The sequence below is a fragment of the Aquimarina sp. TRL1 genome, from assembly GCF_013365535.1.
Lineage (GTDB): Bacteria > Bacteroidota > Bacteroidia > Flavobacteriales > Flavobacteriaceae > Aquimarina > Aquimarina hainanensis.
Map to the genome: position 1 here is coordinate 2,366,750 of NZ_CP053590.1, position 21,697 is coordinate 2,388,446.

Consider the following 21,697-nt stretch of genomic DNA (forward strand, 5'->3'; position numbering starts at 1 on the left):
AGAGCTATGAGTAGAAAGACTATTATATTTATTTCGGTGTTAATTATTATCCTGATAGGCGGACTTGTCTATGGAAAAAAAGCAGGATGGTTCGGTAAAAATGGGAACTATAAGGAAGTAGAAATAACCAAGATAGAGAAAATTGATATTGTTGAGACGGTGGCGGCTACAGGGAAAATTCAACCTGAAGTAGAAGTGAAATTGTCATCAGAAGTATCCGGAGAGATTATCGAATTGCCTATCAAAGAAGGACAACAAGTTAAAAAGGGAGACTTGCTGGTTCGGATTAACCCGGATATTATCCAGTCAGGTCTAAACCGATCTCAAGCTTCTCTACAAAATGTAAAAGCTAACTTAAGACAAACGGAGGCAAGCCTGAAGGAGGCAAAATATAATTATGATCGAAATAAAGCGCTTTTTGAAAAAGGAGTGATTTCTAAATCAGAATGGGATAGAGTGGTTTCTGCTTATGAAGTTGCTGAGGCGACTAAGCAATCTGCATTTTATAATGTAAGAAGTGCTCAGGCTACAGTAAATGAAGCAAAAGATAATTTGAATAGAACAACTATTTATGCTCCTATGTCTGGTACAGTCTCTAAGCTTAATGTAGAACTAGGGGAACGTGTGGTAGGAACTCAGCAAATGGCTGGTACTGAGATTATGAGGATTGCAGATCTTAATAACATGGAAGTAGAGGTGGATGTGAATGAGAATGATATTGTAAAAATTTCTGTTGGAGATTCTACAGAGGTAGAAGTAGATGCATATCTGAAAAAACAGTTTAAAGGATTGGTTACAGAGATTGCAAATTCAGCCGAAAACGCCTTGAGTTCAGACCAGGTTACTAACTTTAAGGTAAAAGTTCGAATTCTGGAAAAATCATATAAAGATTTATTGGAAGGAAAACCAGCACATTATTCTCCGTTCAGACCAGGGATGACTGCTACAGTAGATGTTATTACTAATAAAAGAGAATCGATTGTTGGAGTACCTATTAGTGCCATTGTTATAAAAAACGATACTTCTTCTACAAGAAAAAAGGTTGTCAAGGAAAGCAAAGTTGACGAGGATCAGAAATTTGAGTGTGTCTTTGTTAAAAAAGGAGAAAAAGCGACATTACGCGTAATAGAAACGGGCATTCAGGATAATAGCAATATAGAGATTCTAAAAGGGTTATCAGAAGGTGAGGAGGTGATTACAGGACCATATAATGTAGTGACTAAGACATTAAAGACAGGAGATAAGGTGCAGGCGAAGAAAAAGGGAAAAGAATCTGAAGATTAAAAAATGAAGATTTGATTATAAGGCTGTATATTTGCCTAAATTTTTAGGGAATATGGCCTATATCCTATGTATTGAAACATCGACGACCAACTGCTCCGTTGCAATTGCAAAAGATCATCAGATTGTAGCTGTTAAGGAAGATTACAGCAACCAATACTCTCATGCAGAGCGATTGCATCTATTTATAGAAGATGTAATCGCAACAGCATCTATTTCTATAAATGCTCTTGATGCAATTGCAGTCAGTAAAGGTCCAGGGTCTTATACCGGCCTTCGAATAGGAGTATCTGCTGCAAAAGGATTAGCATATGCTTTAAATATTCCTATGATTTCTATTCCTACCCTCACATCACTTGCTAAACAGGTACAAGCTAATGAAGGTTATGTCGTTCCTATGCTAGATGCCAGACGTATGGAAGTGTATTCAGCAGTGTTTTCTGGTGTTTCTTATGAAGAAGTAAGAACTACAAAGGCTGAAATATTAACTACAGATTCATTTGTATCCTTTTTAGAGGAGGAGAATCAGGTAGTGTTTATTGGTAATGGTGTAGCTAAATTCAAAGATATCTGTACAGCATCCAATGCAACTTTTATCTGTGATAAACTTCCTTCTGCAAGAGAAATGTGTCAATTAGCCTATGATAAATATAAAGCAAAAGACTTTGAAGATGTTGCTTACTTCGAACCGTACTATTTAAAAGATTTTGTAGCAGGTTAATTAATTGCTTTTATTGACGATCAGACTTCGATTAGAAGAGTCTTCACTGTTTTTTAATGCATTATACTTAGCTACAAACTGAATTAAGTCTTCTTCTTTTTTTAGCTTAATCTTTTCTGACTTCATGTATTTTTTCAAGGCATCTCCATGGTCTTCTAAAGTTGCTAAAATTTCGGATTTATCAAGCGATAGCTCCATGATGACTCCGTTTTCTTCCAGATAATAAGTCCTGATAGTTTTGAGCCTTCCAGGTTCTGGAGTAGAGGTCATAATTCTGGAAGCGCTTTCAGGTTCTGTTATTTTAAGCGTAAATTTCTTATAAATACTATAATTTTCATTCATTTGAACTAAAACATAATATCCTTTTCTTTCTAATCCTCTTTGATTTACAAAATCACAATAGTAAAAATAATCCCCGTCTATTCGGGCATGAACTGTAGGAGATTTTGTTACGTGATATAGTTCGTCCTGAGATTTATATTCTAAAATATCCAGATAGATATTATATCGCAATTTGGTGTCAAAAGTACCGGATTTTTCATGTATAACACTTGCATCTTTAAAACTAGAGCTGGTAAAGATTGATCCGTTATAATCATCAAACATGGTTACTCTTTCGGAGGGCTCAACTAGGGATTTGGGGAGCTGTGCGAGGACAACTGTGGAGGTGAAAAAAAGTAGATAGGGTAGAAATTTTATCATAACACATTCAATTTAAGGTCTTTGAATATAATGAAATAATCTGTAAAATACAAAAAACACGTACTTTCTTTATGTGTTTTTCACCCAAGAAAGACGTGTTTTTCGAAAAAAAGATGTAAATACAATCGTTCGATATTTGTTAATTATCCCTTTTTTATTGTATTGTAGAAAGCGATTAGTTGAACCAAGTCATCTTCTTTTTTAAACTTTAATTTTTCTTTTTTAATAAAGCTTTTTAATGCGTCTCTGTGTTTATAAGGAAAGGCAGAAACGACCTTGCTTTTATGTTGAATAACCTCTTTTACTTCATCATTGATTTCAAGAAAATAGTTTTTGATGTTTTTAAATTTTGCTGGGCTGGCAGGATGATATGATGTCTTTGCTTTTGTAGCAGGGATGTATTCTTTTGATAATTTATAAAATACAGGGGTTTCAGGTTCTTTTATTAAGAAACCTTCTGAGTTGTTATTAGCAATCGTTGTGAATTGTTTTAAATGGTATTCTTTGTCATTTAGAATGACAATAATATTCGGGTTCTTTATTAGGTTGCTAACGTCCTCTCCAGTGTTTTCTTTTTTAACTTCTATTTCATCAGAATAGGCATTATATCTTAAAAAAGCTTTAATCTTTTGTCCAGAGATTTTATGAAAAATAGTTCCTATTTGAAAATCATTTGATTCATAAGGAGATCCTTGCACATTCTTTAAATTTACATCTTTTAAGTTTTTTAATGTTACATAATGATGAGAAATCATATCAAGTAATGTTCTGGTTCGAGTAGCTGTGTCTTGTGAAATCCCATTAAAACTTATTGATAAAAATAGGGATAAAAGTAATATGTTTTTTTTCATGTTTTTAATTGTTTGATAAGCAGAAATATAGTGATTTTTTGCTAATTGTTGTTTTCGATCAGGGAAACAGCTTCGTCTACACTCTCTACGGGTAATTTACAGGTGTTTTGTACACATACGAAAATAAAAGTATCTTCTCCTATATACCGGTCTTTTAAAAGAGGCATATCAGATGGAGAATCAGAAACAGCTAATAACTTATTAGGAATATAATGACGATTCAATACAGGGAGCTTATTTGATGCTTGTGGACCTGATATGACAACTTCGTAAAAGTCGTATGTGTAATTCAGCATTACATCTAGCCAATTGGAATATCCAGAAGGGTATTCTTCTATTTTTGGTAAGATTGTCTGAATCATTTTGGTACTGATTACATTGTATTTTTTTTGATCTAAATAATGAGATAGTAAAAACAAATTCTTAGCCATAATGGAATTAGAACTTGGGATTACATTGTCTGTGTAGTCAATAGTTCTGGAGATTAGTTTTGGGTCTTTGTCAGACGTAAAATAAAATAATGTTGTTTCCGCATCATAAAAATGGGTCAGAGTATATTCAGCCAGTTTTTGAGATGTAAAGAGCCATTCGTTTTCTGCGGTTATTTGATATAATTGAATATATGCTTCGATAACTGAGGCGTAATCTTCTAAGTATCCGTTAATAGAACTAACCCCATTTTTGTAATTATGGAATAGAGAAAAATCTTTTTTTAGTAAGTGTTTTTTTATGAAGTTCGCATTTTTGACAGCAGCATCCAAAAACTTTTTTTCACCAAAAACACGGTAAGCATCCACATATCCTTTAATCATTAAAGCATTCCATGAGGTAAGTGTCTTGTCATCCAGACGAGGTCTTTTGCGTTTGTTTCGATAGGAGAGAAGAAGGCTTTTCCATTGCAAAACAGCTTGGTCGAGTTCTTGTATACTCATGTTTTGTTGTTGAGCAAACAAGGAATCATTTTCATTTTTGATCAGGACATATTTATTCTCTTCCCAGATTCCATAGGAGTTAATGTTATAGTACTTGGCAAAAATATCATACTCTTCTTTTAGAAGTGATTTTAGTTCATCTTTCTTCCATACATAGAAAGCCCCTTCTTCTAGTTCTTGCTGGGGAGTCATACTATCTGCATCTAATGAAGAGAAAAAGGCTCCTTCCTCATTTGTAAGTTCGTTTGATACAAATTCTAAGGTTTCATATACCACTGTTTTGTACCAGGAATCTTTAGTTGCCAGATATGCATCTGCATATAGACTTACGAGTTGTGCGTTGTCATAGAGCATTTTTTCAAAATGAGGTACATGCCACTTCTCATCCGTAGAATACCTGGAGAAACCTCCCCCTATATGATCATAGACTCCTCCATATGACATTTTGGAAAGGGTATTTAAGGTATACTTAAGTAGACTGCTGTCTTTTTTTTGGTGTGCATATCTCAATAAAAAATGATAGTTGTTAGGCATCATGAACTTTGGGCTTTTTTTAATCCCTCCCAGTGTATGATCAAATAAAGTGCTCCAGGAATCTACCGCTTTTTGTATAAAGGCTTTATCAAAGGTAGTATCTGTTGTGTTATCAGGGATCAGATCCATTGTTTTTATGCCCTGTTCTAATTTATCAGCATATTCATATAATTTAGCAGGCTCTTTTTGATAAACGTCGACAATCTTTTCCAGAGAAGTGAGCCAGCTTTCTTTGGGGAAATATGTTCCTCCCCATATTGGTCTTCCATCGGGAAGTGCAATTACATTTAGAGGCCATCCCCCGCTTCCTGTCATTAATTGTACTGCTTTCATATAGATTTGATCTATATCCGGGCGTTCTTCCCGGTCGATTTTGATAGCAATAAAGTTTTTATTCATGAGTTCAGCGACCTCTTTGTTTTCAAAACTTTCTTCTTCCATAACGTGGCACCAGTGGCAGGCTGCATATCCTACACTAATAATAATTAATTTGTTTTCTTCCCTGGCTTTGGTTAGTGCTGTATTGTTCCACGGTTTCCAGTTTACGGGGTTGTGCGCATGCTGTAGAAGATAAGGACTAGTTTCGTGTATGAGGTCATTAGTGTATAGCGGTTCTGTTATCGTACTCTTTTTCTGATCAGAGCAATTGCTTAACAGCATAATCAGAAGAATTAAAAAGAGTTTTTCTAGGAGAAGATTGATATTCATATGCCTTGGATGTCATTGATATTGAAATCCTCTAAAATATAAAAAGCATCTCAGACTATGAGATGCTTTTTAAAAAAGAAACAGTATCTTTTTTTATTTTACTTCAAAAGAAATCTTAAGATTTACTCTGAATTCAGTTACTTCATTATCATTAACAACAACACTCTGTTCCGCTACATATGCAGAACGGATGTTTTTAACTGATTTTGCAGCTTGTTTTACTGCTTGTTTGGTAGCATCTTCCCAGCTTTTTTCTGAGTTAGCCAATACTTCAATTACTTTAACAATTGCCATTATTGTCTTTTTTTTATGGTTAATAAACTAGTATACAGTTTCTAAGATACAACATACTGTGCTTTATTAAAAAAAAGGCAAGTGTTCTTTTTAGTATTTAATCGATGTAATGACGAATATGTCGTTTAATTACCCGTTTACAGCTTCGACATGAGATACTTTATCTCGTAACATTTCTTTTAGCATATTCTCAATACCGTTTTTTAGAGTAAAAGTAGAAGAAGGACATCCGCTACACGCCCCCTGAAGAATAACTTTTACAACTTTACTTTCCGGATTGTAAGAATCAAATAAAATATTACCCCCATCGTTTGCGACAGCAGGTTTTATATACTCGTCTATAATACTGATAATATCTTTTGAGGTTTCATCCAGGTTTTCGAAGTTGGTATCTTCTTTTTTCTCAATTTCTTTTTTGGAAATTGTAGCATTAGCAGTGAGTACTTCTTTTCCTTCTTCCAGATAATTTCTAATAAATTCCCGTAACTCCATTGTCACTTCATTCCAATCTGCTACTTCATATTTATTTATAGAAATATAGTTCTCATCTATATATACCTCTTTGACAAACGGGAAATGAAATAAAGCTTGTGCAAGAGGTGATTCACTTGTGTCGTCAATGCTCTTGAATTCATGGCCGGCGACGACTAACTTTTTATTCGCTACGAATTTCATCACTGAAGGATTTGGAGTACTTTCTGCATAGATGGAAACAGGGACTTTTTTCGCTTTCTTTTCTTGTTCTTCTATGATAACTTCCTGACCACTGTTTAAATATTTCTCAATTTGTTTAGCGACTTCATCCTGTATATCGATCCATTCTACGATGTTATATTTTTCAATTGCCACAAAGTTTTGAGCGATGAATACTTTTTTTACAAAGGGGAGATAAAATAACTGTTGTGCTAACGGAGAGTTTTTTGCATGGTCAATGTTTTCAAATTCATGACTTGTATGCTGGGTTAAAAAATAATTAGCTTCAAACTTAACAATATTGGAATTTGATGTAGGTTCTATTGTTACTTCAAAATTCTTTTCCATAATCTAATTTTTTGCAAATTTACTAAAAAGAGCTGCGGTTTTTATATTTATAGGGAATTATGAATTTTAAGATTTATATAACATACTACTTTGCGCTATTTTGACTACTATTGTATTGAAAAAGAATATAATTGGTTTTTAATAGTATCTGTACAGGGGCTGTTTTTTAAGAAAAAGTAAGGACTTAAAATAGAACAGCTAATAGCGTTAGAATTAGTTGTTATTAAAAATTTATATCTTTATCGCGATCACATGATACTTTTTAAAAATAAATAATTTGTAATTGTCTGTTAATCAAAAGTGGTTATGCACTTTTTGTTTATAGATGCCAAAAGAAATATTCTTACATAAAGTTAAAGAAGACACGTCCCAAAATGAATTTTAAAAAAACCTATTTATTTTTTGTATTGCTAGTTTCTCAAGTTGTGATTTCACAAGAGGGATTGCCAGTATATGCGGATTATTTATCAGATAATCTGTATTTAGTACATCCGGCAATGGCAGGAGCAGCAAATGCGAATAAGATACGACTAACAGCCAGAAAGCAATGGTTTGATGTTGATAATGCCCCTAATTTGCAAACAGCCAACTTTAATTTCAGAACCAGTGATAAAGTAGGTTTGGGAGGTACGATTTTTAAAGATGAAAACGGGAGGTTTTCCCAAACCGGTTTTTATGCGACTATGGCATATCATCTTCTTTTTTCTAGAGATAGGACAGACTTGAATATGTTATCTTTTGGTATGAATGCAGGGTTTATCCAATCGAATGTCGATTTGAGAGGACTAGATGATGTAACAAATCCAGATCCGGTAATTCTCGATCGTATTCAGAAAGATGCATATTTTAATGTAGATATAGGAATGTCATACAACTATTTAGAGTGGTATGCGCATTTTACAGTGAAGAATGTATTGCCAACTACCAGAAATATTTTTGATAATAATACGCCGATTAAGGAATCAAATAATCAAAGAAGATATTTGTTTTCTTTAGGTAGGCTTATAAATATAGGGACGCTTTGGGCGGTAGAACCTTCATTTATGTATATGGCGACGGATGAAACAGATGAACGTTCTATTGATATGAACCTAAAAGGGTATCGCAGTTTTGATTTTGGAAAATTATGGGCAGGGATATCATATCGTAGAAGCTTGGATGGTGCTGAGTTTTCTCAGGATGGAGTTTTGGTAGAGAATCAGCAATTACAATATATAACTCCATTTGTTGGGGCTAATTATAAGAAATTTATGTTTGGGTATACATATAGTTATCAAATGAACTCTGTAGTGCTCACCGATGGAGGATTTCATCAACTGACATTAGGATATGATTTTGGTAAGAGAAAAGAACGCTGGAATTGTAATTGTCCGGCAGTAAACTAAATATAAAAAAGGAGGCTTAGAAATAGCCTCCTTTTTTATTGGATTTACCAGGTAAATGATTTTTTAGCCCCCTGCTTTTTTATAGCCTTAATCAAAGCTGTTTCCAAACTTGTCTCTTTTGTGTTTTTATGGTTTTTGATATAAAGCACTCTTTTTTTATTTAGATCCTTAATTTTTTGTTGAATCTCTTTTCTTTCAGAAGCTTTTTTAGTGATATATTGTTTTAATTCTGCGGAAGATTTTTTTCTTAGGTTTTCTGGTAATGCTTCTGATTCAATAGTTTTTAATTCAAAAGCTTCATCTTCTGCGGCATCTACTAAGTCCCAACTTTTGTTTTTGTAGAATCCGGAGCTTTTACTGATTGTTCTGCTTACTGCATTCGCAGCACTATAAGATTGTGCATTTTTATCTTGTTGTCGTTGTAAGTGTTTTTTCTGTGCGCCTTCTGCGCCATAGTATATGTATGTTTCATTCAATTGTTGGTTAAGGCGTAGGATAATATCGTCATATGGAGTAATGATATGAACCGTTTCTCTATTGTGATTTATAGCTGTATATTCTCCGTGTGTAATATTAGCTCCATCTTTCCACATAGAATTAATCCCCTGATTATAATTACCACAAAAAATAGTATTAATTGTAATTCCTTTTTCCAAAGCATCTGTAGCGGCATCTTTATAATGTACAGGACCTTGAGTAAAAGGTTCATTTCCGGCAATAAAAATTAACTTTAAATGATCATCATTTTTTTTCCAATCCAATTGATTAATAGAAGAGGTAATAACTTTTCCACAAAACTCATTTCCTCCATTGGTAGTTAATGAAAAAAGCTCTTTAGAGATCTCGTCTAGATCGGTTGAGAATGGAAGTACTTGTCGGATATACCCTTCTTTGGATGCTAAGTTGTCGTTTCCGTATTCATATAAGGCAATTTCCAAAGCAATAGTATGATGACCACATTTAGCATAAGATAATTCGTTGACAATTTCCCAAAGCTGCGATTTTGCCTGTTCTATGAGACCGTCCATACTATTACTAGTATCTAGTAGTAAAGCCACTTGAATATTCTTGGTATTAGGGTCTGTTTTAGATGTGTGTACAACATGAGTGTTGTCAGAGAATAGTTGGTCATATGTGTTGGACTTAGCATTGCAGGAAAAAAGAAAGCTAATAAATAATATGGTGTATACTGTTTTCATAAGAATCGCTGTTTTTAATTATTAGTATAAATCTATGAGTAACTTTTTTTGATAAAAACAGCAAATGAGTATAGGTGACTTTTTAGTTAGGGAAAATATTCTTTTGTTTAGGGAGTGCATTGTTTGCTTCTTTGAAATCAATAGATATCGCTTGTCAAAGAAATAGGGGATTTTATTTTCTTGTGTAAATAGGTTAAGTTTACCTTGATATCAAATCAAAGAAGATGATGAGAACGTTTACAATACTTTTTTTATTAGTGGTTCCATTACTCACTTTTTCTCAAGAAAAAAAAATAACAATAAGGGGAACTGTTAAGGAGAAGAATACACTCAAGCCTATTCAAGGGGTTGAGGTGAAAACAATTATAGGTAGTGGTACAGAAACAAATGCTTTAGGAGATTTTAGAATACAAGCGGCTATAGGGGACGAACTTATTATCAGTCATGATAGTTTTCATACGGTACGACATGAAATAACAGATGGTCAAAAGATAGAAGTTTTGGTAGAGGAAAGTAGAGAGGGGAGAAAAAGAGAGTTTGAGAGGAAAAAACGAAGCCTGAGTTTTGAAAAAGAAATTAAGGCATCGTTACAACAGATGAAAAAAGATGCAGGAAAAAGCATAGGTCATGCAGAGAAAGCATTGGCAAGTATCGAAGCTGATGACCCTTTAGGGCATGAAAAGAAAGCTCGGTTGTATAAAATTTTAGGAGATGTGTATTTGTATTGGAAGCAAGCAGACTTAGCAGAAGCTAATTACCAGACAAGTTTGGATAATACTTATAGAGATGCTGTTAAGATTAAATTGGGAGAGGCACAATTGGCAAATAAGCAGTATGAAAAAGCGCTACTTACGTTTAATAGTCTGTTATCAACCAGAATAAAAAAAGAAGAGAAAGTAATCTTATATGAGGGAAGAGGAGATGCATATGCTGCCTTAAACAGGTATAAGGAAGCAGAAAAGAGTTACAATCAGGCATTGTCCTTAAGTCGTAGTAAAAAGAAACTAGATGAAAAAGTTATCTTATTGAATGCTAAGTTGGCAGAGATATTGCAAAAACAAGGAGAGTTATCAGCTGCTGCTGGGTATATGGATCAATCAGTGGAGTTAGCAGATCAAAAAGATAAGAAGACGGTGGCGAAACAGCGTGCTATAGCAGCAGATTTTTATAACAAGAGAAATAGCTTCGAAAAAGAGATTGAATTGCGAAAAGAAACCTTGGAAGATATAGAAGAACTGGAAGAAGCTGAACCGACAAATATGCTGGAAGATCAATCCCTATCTCCACAAGTACAGAATTATAAAATAGCCAATGCTCTTGCTTCCCAAAAAGATTATGATGTAGCAATTCCTTATCTGAAAGAAAGTATAAAAGAAGCTGCTTCTAAAAATGACTTAGTAGTGCAGAAAGATGCTACCAGAAAATTAGGGGAGGTATATAGAGAAAAAGGAGATCTAAAAAAAGCATCCGAAGCTTTTAAAGAATATGAAGTTATTATTGATAAGCTGTATATCCTAAAAGAACAGGAGATTTCTCAAGCTGCCCGGTTTAGTAGAGAATTAACTAAAAAAGCCAATCGTATTTCTACCCTGGAAAAAGACAGAGAATTAAGCGAAAGTAAATATAAACTAGCCTTAGCTGCTCAGGAATTATCAAAACAGCGTAGTCTCAGGCAGCAGATAATTATCTATTCTTTAATAGGGCTGACGGTATTGTTATTGTTTATGGGGTATTTGATGTATAGGAATATGAAGCAACAACGTTATGCGAATAATATGCTGGCATTGAAATCACTTCGGTCTCAAATGAATCCTCATTTTATTTTTAATGCATTAAACTCAGTAAACACATTTATAGCAACCAATGATGAGCGGGCGGCGAATCGTTATCTGACAGATTTCTCATTATTGATGCGATCCGTTTTAGAAAACAGTGAGATGGACTTTATTCCTTTGGAAAAAGAAATAGAGTTATTAGAGCTTTATACCCAATTAGAACATTTTAGGTTTCAGGATAAGTTTGATTATACGATTGAAGTGGATCCGTCAATAAAAGTCGGGGATTATAAAATTCCTCCAATGTTATTACAACCTTATGTAGAGAATGCGGTATGGCATGGATTGAGATATAAGCATGAGAAAGGGGTTTTGCAGATCACATTTAAAAAGCTGGATATATCGACAATTGAAATTTCAATTGCTGATGATGGAATAGGAAGAGCAAAATCTAAAGAAATAAAGACACAGCATCAAAAAAAGCAGCAATCCAAAGGAATGAGTAATATCAAACAACGTATTCAGATTCTGAATAAGATGTATAAAAATCGAGTAGGAGTAGCAGTGTCTGATCTGACTGTTGATAAGGGAGGTACTTTGGTTGTGTTGAAATTAAAAAGAGATATATGAGTTTAAAAGCAATCATTACAGATGATGAGGTAAATAGTAGAAAAATTCTTCGTAATTACCTGAATAAATATTGTAAAGGAGTAGAAATTTTAGGAGAAGCTTCCAGTGTTAAAGAAACATTAGAACTCTTGGCGGATGAAGAACCTGATATATTGTTTTTGGATGTAGAAATGCCATACGGAAATGCATTTGACCTATTAGAGCAAGTTCCTGATAGAAAATTTGAAACTGTTTTTGTTACAGCTTATGATCATTATGCTATTGAAGCATTGAATGCACAGGCTACTTATTACTTACTAAAACCAATTGCAATTGATGACTTGATTAAAGCAGTCGAACATGTACAGTTTATAAAAGAAAAAGAGCAGGTATTACAGGATACGGTACTGGTTTCTAAAATGTCGGGAGTAGAAGGGAAAATTACTATTCCGCAGCAAGATGGTTTTGAGGTATTAGATGTATCGGATATAGTGTATTGCCAGGCAGATGATAATTACACAAAGATCTTCTTAAAGCAAGGACAGAAACTAGTCAGTAAGACATTAAAGTTTTTTGAAGATTCTCTGGCACAATTTGGTTTTGCCAGAATTCATAAGAGTTACCTGGTCAATGTGAATATGGTTGTAAAATACAAAAAAGGAAAGGGAGGAAGTGTGATCTTATCTACAGGTAAGGAGTTGATGGTGTCTTCTTCCAAAAAGAAAATGTTGTTAGATTTCTTTAAATAAACTTACAGAACGAGGCTAAAAATCTAAGTAGTCTACGGTATGACGAAAAGAAACTCCTGCTAGTATGTTTTTTAAGGGAGTAATTTCCTTATTTGTATAAAAAGAATGAGTGCCTTTTGTTGTTTGTGATGTTATTAACTGGTGTTTATCAAGGATGTTTTTGGTCTGTTTGGCAACTGCTTCTCCTGAATCAATAACCACAGTTGTTTGGGGTAATAATTCGTTTAGAATTGGGAGTAAATAAGGGTAGTGAGTACATCCGAGAACCAAATGGTCGATATTTTTTTGTACTAGAGGAGTAATATAGGAATTTAGGAGACTACGCATTTCAGGACTGTCGATATCCCCGGATTCTATTAATTCTACTAAACCGGTTCCTACTACTTCAATGACATCTATTTCTTTAGCGTATAGATCCGAAGTTTCATTAAACAGCCTACTGGATAAGGTTCCCTGAGTAGCAAGAACACCTACTTTTTTTGTTCTTGTTTTTAAAGCGGCAGTTTTGATAGCTGGTTCGATACCAATAAATGGAATATCATAAGAATTTCTCAAAACGTCAATAGCATTAGTAGTGGCGGTATTACAGGCTACAATAATTACCTTTGCATTAAGGTTGAGTAGTTTTTCAGTGTTTTTGATGCTGAGAGAAATGATTTCTTCTTTGCTTCGTTTGCCATAAGGAGCATGTTTACTATCAGCCAGATAAATCGTATTTTCATTAGGTAGTACCGAAGCGACTTCTTTCCATATGGAAGTGCCTCCTAAACCTGAATCAAAAATACCGATAACTCCATTGTTCATTGTAGGTGATTTATTGTCAAATTTACAACGTTTATTTATTTCTTTTTAAAAAGAATACGAGTGCATATCAAAAAAAACAGCAGAGCAAAGCTCTGCTGTTTTTTTTGATATTGTGTGTTTATCGGATTAAATACCTAAATCCTTTTTTACGTCTGCCATCAGGTTTTTCCCATCAGCCATAATTACTCCAGTTCCAGTTGTAGAATCTAATACATATTGGAATCCTTGAGCTCTTGCTACTTTTTGGATAGAGGCACGTGCTTTTTCTAAAATAGGCTTCATTAATTCAGCTTCTTTTTTCTGAAGATCCTGTAATGCATTCTGTCTGTAGTCGTTTATACTCTTTTCAGTTGCTTGGATTTCTTGCTGTCTTTTTAAGTTCTCTTCGTCTGTTTTAGTTTCTGCTTCTTGAGAATATTTTTTGATCGTATTTTGAAGCTCTAACACCATATTTCTGATTTCCGCATCATATGTCTTGTTCAATTTTTGAATCTCGCTTTTAGCATTTTTAAAAGAAGGCATTGATTCAACAAGCTCCTGAGATGCTATATGAGCTACTTTGGATTGTGCGTTCATAAATCCTGATGTTCCTAATACTAATGCACAAGCTACTAATAGGGTTCTTAATTGTTTCATTTTCGAGTAATATTAAATGTGTATAAATTTTATATAATAATAGTTTTTAATTGCAGTGTTACTATCAGAGAGAGGAGTTGCTATATACCTCCATCACTTTCTTCTTTTTTACTTTTTGAAGCGTTGATAGAATCTCTCTTTCTGTTTCTGGCTTCTATAAGTTTTGCTCTTCTTTCTTCGAATTCTTTTTTCTTCACTGCTCTTATAGAATCTCTAAGTCTTTTTCTTTCTTCTAATAATTGTTGTCTTTCGGCCTCCTTTTTTGATGCGTTTTTTTGTCTTTGACTTACTTCTTTTTCTTGCTCGACACTTCTTTTTTCGTTTCTTTCCAGTGCCTTTTTCTCTTTTTTGCTATTTAATTGTTTTCTCTTGGAAGTTCTGTTGATACGCAATAATACCTGATCGCTTATGTCATATCTGTCTGCAGAATACAACATAACAGGTTCTGCCGATTTGTCAAATATGAAATCATATCTTTTGTTTTTAGCAATTTCTTGCACAGCAACAAATACTTGATCTTGTACGGGCTGTACCAATCGTTTTTTCTGCAAGAATAAATCTCCGTTTGGTCCAAATCGCTTTTGTTGGTATTCCAGTATTTCCTTTTCTTTAAAAACAATATCTTCTTCGCGTTCTTCTATAAGTTCTTTGGTTAGTAAAACGCGTTCGTTATTTAAGTCCTTTTTCATCTGCTCCACAACTTTTAATTCCGCTTCTATCTCGACTTTCCATTTTTGAACTTTCGTCTCTAGTTCAGCAGAGGCTTCGTTGTATTCGGGAACGTTTTCCAGGATATAATCCATGTCGATGTATCCTATTCTAATTCCTTTTTGAGCATGCGCAGGAGCAATATAAAATAACCAACTTAATACTGTTACTGCTAAAAGAACTCTTTTTTTCATAATGCTGTTTTGTTAATTGAAATAATCATGCCAAAATTAAAACTGTTGCCCTATGATAAAGTGAGTTTCCCATCCGTTTGGTCCTGTATTTGTACCAGGGATAGGGTCTAACCCATAACCGAAATCGATTCCAAGTAATCCAAAGGCAGGCATAAATATACGTAAACCTAGACCAGCAGATCTATTTAATTGGAAAGGATTAAAGTCTCTAAAACTATCGTAAGAAGCTCCTCCTTCTAAAAACCCTAGCATATAAATTGATGCAGATGGTTTTAGTGTAATAGGGTAACGAAGCTCTAACGAATATTTATTGTAAATTGTTGCCCCATCGTCAATTAATTCTGGATTATTTGATCTACTTTGTGGAACCAGGGATTGATTTGGGTATCCTCTAAGACCTATAATTTCTCTGGAATCAAGACTACCTCCTCCGAGACCATCTCCTCCAAGTGCAAATCTTTCAAAAGGAATAACTCCTCGATCACTATTATATGCACCTAGGAATCCGTATTCAGCTCCGGTTCTTAAAACCAATGGTTTTTTTCCGATGTTAAATAAGGATGTGTACCAGTTTCCGTTGAATTTAATCTTGTAGTATTCCAGCCAGTTAAATCTTTCCTGGTCGATCGCTCCAATTTCATCAGTGATTTCCTGAGCTCTTAGCGATCCTGCGGTTGTATTTCTATCTAATTCACTTAGTTCTTCTTCTAGGGCACTTCTCTCATCAGCTAAAGCTTTATAATCAACTCCATCGAATAAAGAGTAAGGAGGTGAGAATTTAAAACTAACATTAAAATCAGAACCTGCAGTAGGGAATATCGGGTTAACAGAAGTGTTGTTTCGATTAATTCCGATGGTGTATGCTAAGTCGTTAGAGTATCCGTTTCCAAAAGTAAATAAACGGGTGTTATAATTTTTTAGATTAAAATGTTGAACACTTAATGCTTGAGAAAGGGTGAAATAATTATCAGGCCAGTTAAGTCGCTTCGCAATACCAATAGTTGCTCCTGTTCTAAGGAATCGTTGATCTTTTGCTACATCTCTTGTTCTGCTGTTAAACAGGTAGTTGATAGAGTGAGAAAAAGAGGTAGATAGCTGATAAGGTCTTTTTCCTCCTAACCAGGGTTCTACAAATGAGATACTGTAAATCTGAAATATTCTACTAGCTTGTGCTCTGATTCTGAAGGTTTGTCCATCACCCATTGGTAATGGGCGATATGCTTTTTTGTTAAAAATATTTCTCATCGAGAAATTGTTAAAGGCCAGACCGAGTGTCCCAACGAACCCTCCTCCTCCAAATCCACCTTGGAGCTCAATTTGACTGGCTCCTCGCTCTACTACAGGATAATTAATGTCAATTGTTCCGGCATTCGGGTCAGCGTTTAAGAATTGCGGATTTAATTGCTCTGCATCGAAAAACCCTAACTGACCAATTTCCCGAATGGTTCTAACTACTAATTCCTTACTGTATCGTTGTCCTGGTTTTGTACGAAGATTTCTGTAGATTACATGATCATTCGTCTTGTCGTTCCCAGAAACAGTTATATGATTAAAATGTACAAGCTTTCCTTCTCTGATTCGAATTTCAAAATCAATAGTATCGTTTTCTATTTTTGTCTCTACAGCATCAATATTAGAGAATAGATATCCATTGTTTTGGTATAAATTCGTAAGGTCATTAGCATCTGGTTTTGTCTGATCTTGTATTTGTTTTTCTAAAAGAACTCCATTGTACACATCTCCTTTCTGGATCACTAATTGCCGGGCTAATTGCTTATCTGTGTATACGCTGTTTCCTAAAAAGGTAATGTCACCGAAGTAGTGCTTGTTTCCTTCTTCAATAGCCAGTGCCAGTGAGACTGTTTCATCTTCATTAACAATTAGGGTGTCAGAAACAATTCTGGCATCACGGTATCCTTTTTCTTTGTATTTGGTAATGATGCTTTCTTTATCTTCCTGATATTTATCTTTTATATATTTCGATCGTTTCCAGAAGCGAAGTGGTTTTTTCTTCTTCGTATTTTTCATGGCAGCCAATACTTTTTTATCAGCTAACTGGGAGTTACCATTAATAACAATATTGTCAATTTTTACTTTCTCCCCTCTGTCTACACGGATTAGCATATTAACTTTATTCGTGTTTGTAGTATCTTTTACGGCAGAAACATTAATGGCAACTTTGGTATTTAGAAACCCTTCTTTTTTGTATTTGTTAGAAATGTAGTTACGTGTATTGGTAATGAGGTTTTCGGTAACTTTTACTCCTTTGGTCAGTCCATTATCTTTAATGAGTTCTTCTCCTTTTCGTTTTTTAACTCCTTCAACGCGAACTTCACTTAATTCGGGAACCTCCTGAATGTGTATTTCAATATCGGCAACTCCATTTTCTACTTTAGTGATATAAAAATTAATATCACTAAATAGTTCAAGGTTCCATAATTTTTTAATGACTTTTCGGATTCTATCTCCGGGTAGATAAATACGTTCCCCTTTTTTTAATCCTGTAAAAGTAACAACGGTACTTTCATTGTAACTACTAATTCCTGTTACTTTGATTTCTCCGAGGATGTACTGTTTTCCATTGGTACCAGGTAAATCTTGTGCTGTAACTGATACTGTGTTTAGTAAAAATGCAAAGATTGCAAAATAAGCAATTGATAATTTTCTTGTCATTCTTTTAACTAAGCTGTTCACTAGTTTTTCCAAATCTTCTTTCTCTTTGTTGATAATTTAATATGGCTTCAAATAAATCATGTTTTTTAAAATCAGGCCATAATATCTCAGTAAAATATAATTCAGCATATGCAATCTGCCATAATAAGAAATTGCTAATACGCTGTTCTCCACTTGTTCGTATTAGTAAATCCACATCAGGTAGATTTTTGGTATACAAATGCTCATTAATGACTGTTTCATTTATGAGATGTGGCGAAAATACATTATTTTTAATTTTAATGCTTATTTCTTGGATAGTTTTTATGATCTCTTCTCTACTTCCATAGCTGAGTGCCAGGGTCAAAGTCATACGGTCGTTAGATTTTGTAGAATCAATAACTTCCAGTAATTCTTTTTTTACTTTGGGCGGGAGGGCATCTAGATTGCCAATGGCATTGAGCTTGATATTGTTTTTTTGAAGGGTTTTAATTTCTTTTTTTAAAGAGCTGACTAAGAGTTTCATTAAGGTTTCCACCTCTAATTTTGGACGATTCCAGTTCTCAGTAGAGAAAGCGTATAGCGTTAGATATTTAACACCAATTTCTGCACTGGCTTCTACAGCTTCTTTTACAGCTTTAGATCCGCTTTTGTGTCCTGCCGTTCTGAATAATCCTTGTTTCTTAGCCCATCTTCCGTTGCCATCCATAATGATGGCTACGTGTTTCGGTATGTTAGAGTTTAGTTGATCTTTTTCTGTCATATGTTAGAATACACACAAGCAAGGAATTCTACCCCAAGTGTATGACAATGTGATGCCTGTAAATACATACCAATCGTTATTATCGGTATTGCCAAAGCTATTTCCATACGCACTGTCGGGATTGCTGCCATCTATATTATCGGTAAAAGTATATCTGGCACCGATTTCTGCTCCAATTACTAAATTACGTCCTAAAGTCTTTTTTATACCTACGACCATTGGAATTGCAAAACTCCATTTGTCTGCGTAGGCAGTGATTCGATTGTTTGCATCTACTGCAGAAGCACCATAATTAAAAGTGGTAATACCTGTATAAAGATAAGGTGTGAACTGAGGTTTATCATTATATAAATACCACTCCCAAAAATTAAACTCCATTCCAGCAGAAATTTCTTTTACAGAATTTGTAAAAGTTAATCCTCTTTGTTTTCTCCTTTGATCTCCTTTGGCATCATCAGCACTTAGTTTAGCATATAGAAACGATGCTCTAAATGCATGTCGCTTGCTTCGGTTCCATTTTCCGATAGCACCAATGGCGAGCTTATTGGGAGAAATATAAGTAGTAGAACCTATATCTCCAATATAATTAGACCCACCAGCCATCAGTCCGATTTCATACGTTTGTGATGTGGCGAATTGCGCGAAAAATAAAACTACTACAAATGATGCTACGTACCTCATAGGTTTTCAAAAGTTTGCAAATATAACAATTAACTTTACTACACAAGAATTTGAGTAAAATAGTATGCTTTTAAAAACAGTTTTTACTCAGAATTATTGTTTAGTTCCTTTTATCTTCTCCCCAGAGCATTTTTTTTCTGAGTGTTTTCAAAAAGTTATTTCCTTCTAGAACAACCATGTTAATCTTGAATGGGGCTTTTTTTATAATTACAGTGGTGTCATTTTTTAATGTGTGAATTCTGGAGTCCAAAGAGACTAAATAAGTGTCTTCTCTTCCAGATGCTTTTAATTTTACTTCTTGGTTATCCGGGATAACCAACGGTCGTACATTGAGATTATGGGGTGAGATAGGGGTTAGTACAATGCTTTCAGTATCAGGAGTGATAACAGGTCCGCCACAGCTTAATGAATAACCGGTCGACCCAGTTGGTGTTGATACAATTAATCCGTCTGCCCAATAAGAATTTAGGTATTCATCATTTAGGCTGGTGTGTACGGTAATCATAGAGGTGGTATTTCGCCTGCTTACAGTTACCTCATTCATTGCGAAATTAAGTACTCCAAATTCATCATTCTTCGGGGAGGTTTCTATTGTTAAGAGACTCCTGGGGGAGATGTAAAACTTTTTATTAAGAATTAATTCAATACTGTCTTTTATTTCTTCTTTTTGGATGGTAGCAAGAAATCCGAGACGTCCTGTGTTTATCCCAGCTATTGGGATGCCAAGGTCTCTTACATAAGTTACCGTTTTTAATATAGTACCATCTCCTCCGATACTAAAAAAGAGATCATATGATTCATCCAGCTCTTCAAAGGTGCTGAAATGAGAATAAGATTTATCAATATCATCATGGAGGTTGATGAGCTCCAGAAATTTCTTTTCGATAACTACCTCTACCTTGTTCCTGTCAAGAGTTTCCAGAAGTTGTTGGATGTATATGCCAGAATTTTCATGATAAAATTGCCCATAAATTCCTATCTTCATTCGAATCAGTTTTTAAAATGTATTGATTATATGTTTAGGTATTTTTCCAAATATTTCGAACGCTCTTTAAGGTTGGTTAAAAAAGCATCTTCCTGATGGTGAGAGGTGATGTTGTAGCTATACCTTCTGAAAGTCTGAACTATGTTGTTCAAGTCACTGTCACTGATTTTTATGGTAATTTGAGCGACATCATTCTCAATCATAGAAATAAAAAGACCTAGTATTTTGGCATTGTTGGACTCAATGATTTGAGAAATTTCACTAAATGAATAATCTTGTACTCCCTTTTCTATTATAAGGATATTGCCCGGCTCATTGAGGAAAGGTGTTTGATTGAATAAATTCATAATGTCACTGAGTTCCAGGTATCCCAGATATGTATTGTCATCATCAAGAACAGGCATGATGTTAGTATTGTTCTGGGCAAAAGACTCAAGAGTATCCAGCCAATTGTTTTGTTCTCTGACAAAAAAGCCTTCTAATGCGTATCGGTAAGCATCTAATTTTTTTTCAGTTTCAAAACTTCTAATATCAGCTTCGGGGATGCAGCCTATATATATACTGTCTTTTGTAACAGGGAAATGTGTATAGGTTAATTCATTGAATAGTAGTTGTATGTCTTCTATTTTGGCGTCAACCCCCAGAGGTTCTATTTCATTTATTATATGTGGACTCGTCTTCATATGCGGCGGTATTTTATGCAAATTAATCAAAAATATGTAAGCAAGGCGTTTTCAAGTTCGTATTTTTGCTAATTGTAATTTGATAATATAATCTATGACAAAGTTAAGTGTTAACATTAATAAAATAGCAACGCTACGTAATTCTAGGGGAGGAAATACGCCAAACCTATTAAAAGTTGCTACCGATGTAGAAACTTTTGGAGGGGAGGGAATAACCATTCACCCTAGACCCGATGAGCGTCATATACGATACCAGGATGCCTATGACTTAAAACCTGTAGTTTCTACAGAGTATAATATAGAAGGAAATCCTATTCCAAAATTTGTAGAATTGGTTTTGGCAGTTAAACCAACTCAAGTAACCTTGGTGCCGGATGCAGAAGATGCAATAACCAGTGATGCAGGTTGGGATACAGTGAAGCATAAAGATTTTTTGAAAGAAGTAATCGCAGAGTTTAAGGCTAATGGAATACGAACATCTATTTTTGTTGATCCCGTAGCAGCTATGATTGAAGGGGCGAAAGAAACAGGCACGGATAGAATCGAGTTGTATACGGAAAGTTATGCGGCAGCCTATACTTTGGGGAATGAGAAAGCAATCCAGCCATATGCAGATTGTGCACAATTAGCTTGTGATATTGGATTAGGAGTTAATGCAGGGCATGATTTATCATTGGATAATATTAAGTTTTTTAAAGAAAATATCCCAGGACTTTTAGAAGTTTCTATAGGGCATGCTTTGATTAGTGAATCATTGTATTTAGGACTGGAGAATGTGGTGAATATGTATCTTCGAAAGTTAAAATAGTA

General features: G+C 34.4%; 20 protein-coding genes. 6 read left to right on the forward strand and 14 right to left on the reverse strand.

Annotated features, from left to right (window positions below; all coding sequences use genetic code 11):
• Positions 1–6 precede the first annotated feature (6 nt).
• A complete protein-coding gene (locus HN014_RS09640) occupies positions 7–1,284 on the forward strand; it encodes an efflux RND transporter periplasmic adaptor subunit (RefSeq protein WP_176028673.1) in 1,278 nt (425 codons plus the stop codon).
• A gap of 52 nt (positions 1,285–1,336) precedes the next feature.
• Positions 1,337–2,002: a tRNA (adenosine(37)-N6)-threonylcarbamoyltransferase complex dimerization subunit type 1 TsaB gene (gene tsaB, locus HN014_RS09645; RefSeq protein WP_176028674.1), complete on the forward strand. Its 666-nt coding sequence runs from the start codon at positions 1,337–1,339 to the stop codon at positions 2,000–2,002.
• Here the strand turns inward: tsaB and HN014_RS09650 are convergent, their stop codons facing one another.
• The 5 genes from HN014_RS09650 to HN014_RS09670 form a co-directional block, all read right to left on the reverse strand.
• Positions 2,003–2,704: a hypothetical protein gene (locus tag HN014_RS09650; RefSeq protein WP_176028675.1), complete on the reverse strand. Its 702-nt coding sequence runs from the start codon at positions 2,702–2,704 to the stop codon at positions 2,003–2,005.
• A gap of 143 nt (positions 2,705–2,847) precedes the next feature.
• Positions 2,848–3,555 carry a hypothetical protein gene (locus tag HN014_RS09655; protein WP_176028676.1) on the reverse strand — a complete coding sequence of 236 codons (708 nt, stop codon included), beginning with the start codon at positions 3,553–3,555 and terminating at the stop codon, positions 2,848–2,850.
• A 41-nt stretch (positions 3,556–3,596) separates the two neighbouring features.
• Positions 3,597–5,729, reverse strand: a complete 2,133-nt coding sequence (locus tag HN014_RS09660) for a thioredoxin domain-containing protein (RefSeq protein WP_176028677.1) — start codon at positions 5,727–5,729, stop codon at positions 3,597–3,599.
• A gap of 93 nt (positions 5,730–5,822) precedes the next feature.
• A complete protein-coding gene (locus tag HN014_RS09665) occupies positions 5,823–6,023 on the reverse strand; it encodes a dodecin family protein (protein WP_176028678.1) in 201 nt (66 codons plus the stop codon).
• A gap of 129 nt (positions 6,024–6,152) precedes the next feature.
• Positions 6,153–7,064, reverse strand: a complete 912-nt coding sequence (locus tag HN014_RS09670; protein ID WP_176028679.1) for a NifU family protein — start codon at positions 7,062–7,064, stop codon at positions 6,153–6,155.
• 374 nt (positions 7,065–7,438) lie between these two features.
• On the opposite strand from HN014_RS09670, the gene HN014_RS09675 reads away from it, so the two are divergent.
• Positions 7,439–8,449, forward strand: coding sequence for a type IX secretion system membrane protein PorP/SprF (locus HN014_RS09675; RefSeq protein WP_176028680.1), 1,011 nt, complete (start codon positions 7,439–7,441; stop codon positions 8,447–8,449).
• Between the two features lie 44 nt (positions 8,450–8,493).
• On the opposite strand, the gene HN014_RS09680 is transcribed toward HN014_RS09675, so the two are convergent.
• Positions 8,494–9,648, reverse strand: a complete 1,155-nt coding sequence (locus HN014_RS09680) for a VWA domain-containing protein (protein ID WP_176028681.1) — start codon at positions 9,646–9,648, stop codon at positions 8,494–8,496.
• A gap of 224 nt (positions 9,649–9,872) precedes the next feature.
• Here HN014_RS09680 and HN014_RS09685 point away from each other — a divergent pair, with 224 nt between their 5' ends.
• Positions 9,873–12,053, forward strand: coding sequence for a histidine kinase (locus HN014_RS09685; protein ID WP_176028682.1), 2,181 nt, complete (start codon positions 9,873–9,875; stop codon positions 12,051–12,053).
• A complete protein-coding gene (locus HN014_RS09690) occupies positions 12,050–12,781 on the forward strand; it encodes a LytTR family DNA-binding domain-containing protein (RefSeq protein WP_176028683.1) in 732 nt (243 codons plus the stop codon). Before HN014_RS09685 ends, HN014_RS09690 begins: the two co-directional genes overlap by 4 nt.
• Positions 12,782–12,796: 15 nt before the next feature.
• Here the strand turns inward: HN014_RS09690 and murI are convergent, their stop codons facing one another.
• The 8 genes from murI to HN014_RS09730 all read right to left on the reverse strand — a co-directional run bounded on the left by murI (position 12,797) and on the right by HN014_RS09730 (position 20,887).
• Positions 12,797–13,585 carry a glutamate racemase gene (gene murI, locus HN014_RS09695; protein ID WP_176028684.1) on the reverse strand — a complete coding sequence of 263 codons (789 nt, stop codon included), beginning with the start codon at positions 13,583–13,585 and terminating at the stop codon, positions 12,797–12,799.
• 126 nt (positions 13,586–13,711) lie between these two features.
• The gene (locus HN014_RS09700) at positions 13,712–14,221 is read right to left on the reverse strand and encodes an OmpH family outer membrane protein (RefSeq protein ID WP_176028685.1); all 510 of its coding nucleotides are present in this window, start codon (positions 14,219–14,221) and stop codon (positions 13,712–13,714) included.
• An 80-nt stretch (positions 14,222–14,301) separates the two neighbouring features.
• The gene (locus HN014_RS09705) at positions 14,302–15,123 is read right to left on the reverse strand and encodes an OmpH family outer membrane protein (RefSeq protein WP_176028686.1); all 822 of its coding nucleotides are present in this window, start codon (positions 15,121–15,123) and stop codon (positions 14,302–14,304) included.
• A 36-nt stretch (positions 15,124–15,159) separates the two neighbouring features.
• Complete coding sequence (locus HN014_RS09710) at positions 15,160–17,796, reverse strand: outer membrane protein assembly factor (RefSeq protein WP_176028687.1); 2,637 nt, start codon at positions 17,794–17,796, stop codon at positions 15,160–15,162.
• A 4-nt stretch (positions 17,797–17,800) separates the two neighbouring features.
• Positions 17,801–18,538: an isoprenyl transferase gene (locus tag HN014_RS09715; protein ID WP_176028688.1), complete on the reverse strand. Its 738-nt coding sequence runs from the start codon at positions 18,536–18,538 to the stop codon at positions 17,801–17,803.
• A 3-nt stretch (positions 18,539–18,541) separates the two neighbouring features.
• Entirely contained in the window at positions 18,542–19,219 is a 678-nt protein-coding gene (locus HN014_RS09720) for a DUF6089 family protein (RefSeq protein WP_176028689.1), read from the reverse strand.
• Positions 19,220–19,319: 100 nt separating this feature from the next.
• Positions 19,320–20,204 (reverse strand): NAD kinase, encoded by an 885-nt coding sequence (locus HN014_RS09725; protein ID WP_176028690.1) that lies wholly within the window; start codon positions 20,202–20,204, stop codon positions 19,320–19,322.
• Positions 20,205–20,230: 26 nt separating this feature from the next.
• The gene (locus tag HN014_RS09730; protein WP_176028691.1) at positions 20,231–20,887 is read right to left on the reverse strand and encodes a CBS domain-containing protein; all 657 of its coding nucleotides are present in this window, start codon (positions 20,885–20,887) and stop codon (positions 20,231–20,233) included.
• A gap of 94 nt (positions 20,888–20,981) precedes the next feature.
• Between HN014_RS09730 and HN014_RS09735 the strand changes: the two genes are divergently transcribed.
• A complete protein-coding gene (locus tag HN014_RS09735) occupies positions 20,982–21,695 on the forward strand; it encodes a pyridoxine 5'-phosphate synthase (protein ID WP_176028692.1) in 714 nt (237 codons plus the stop codon).
• The last annotated feature ends 2 nt before the right edge of the window (positions 21,696–21,697 follow it).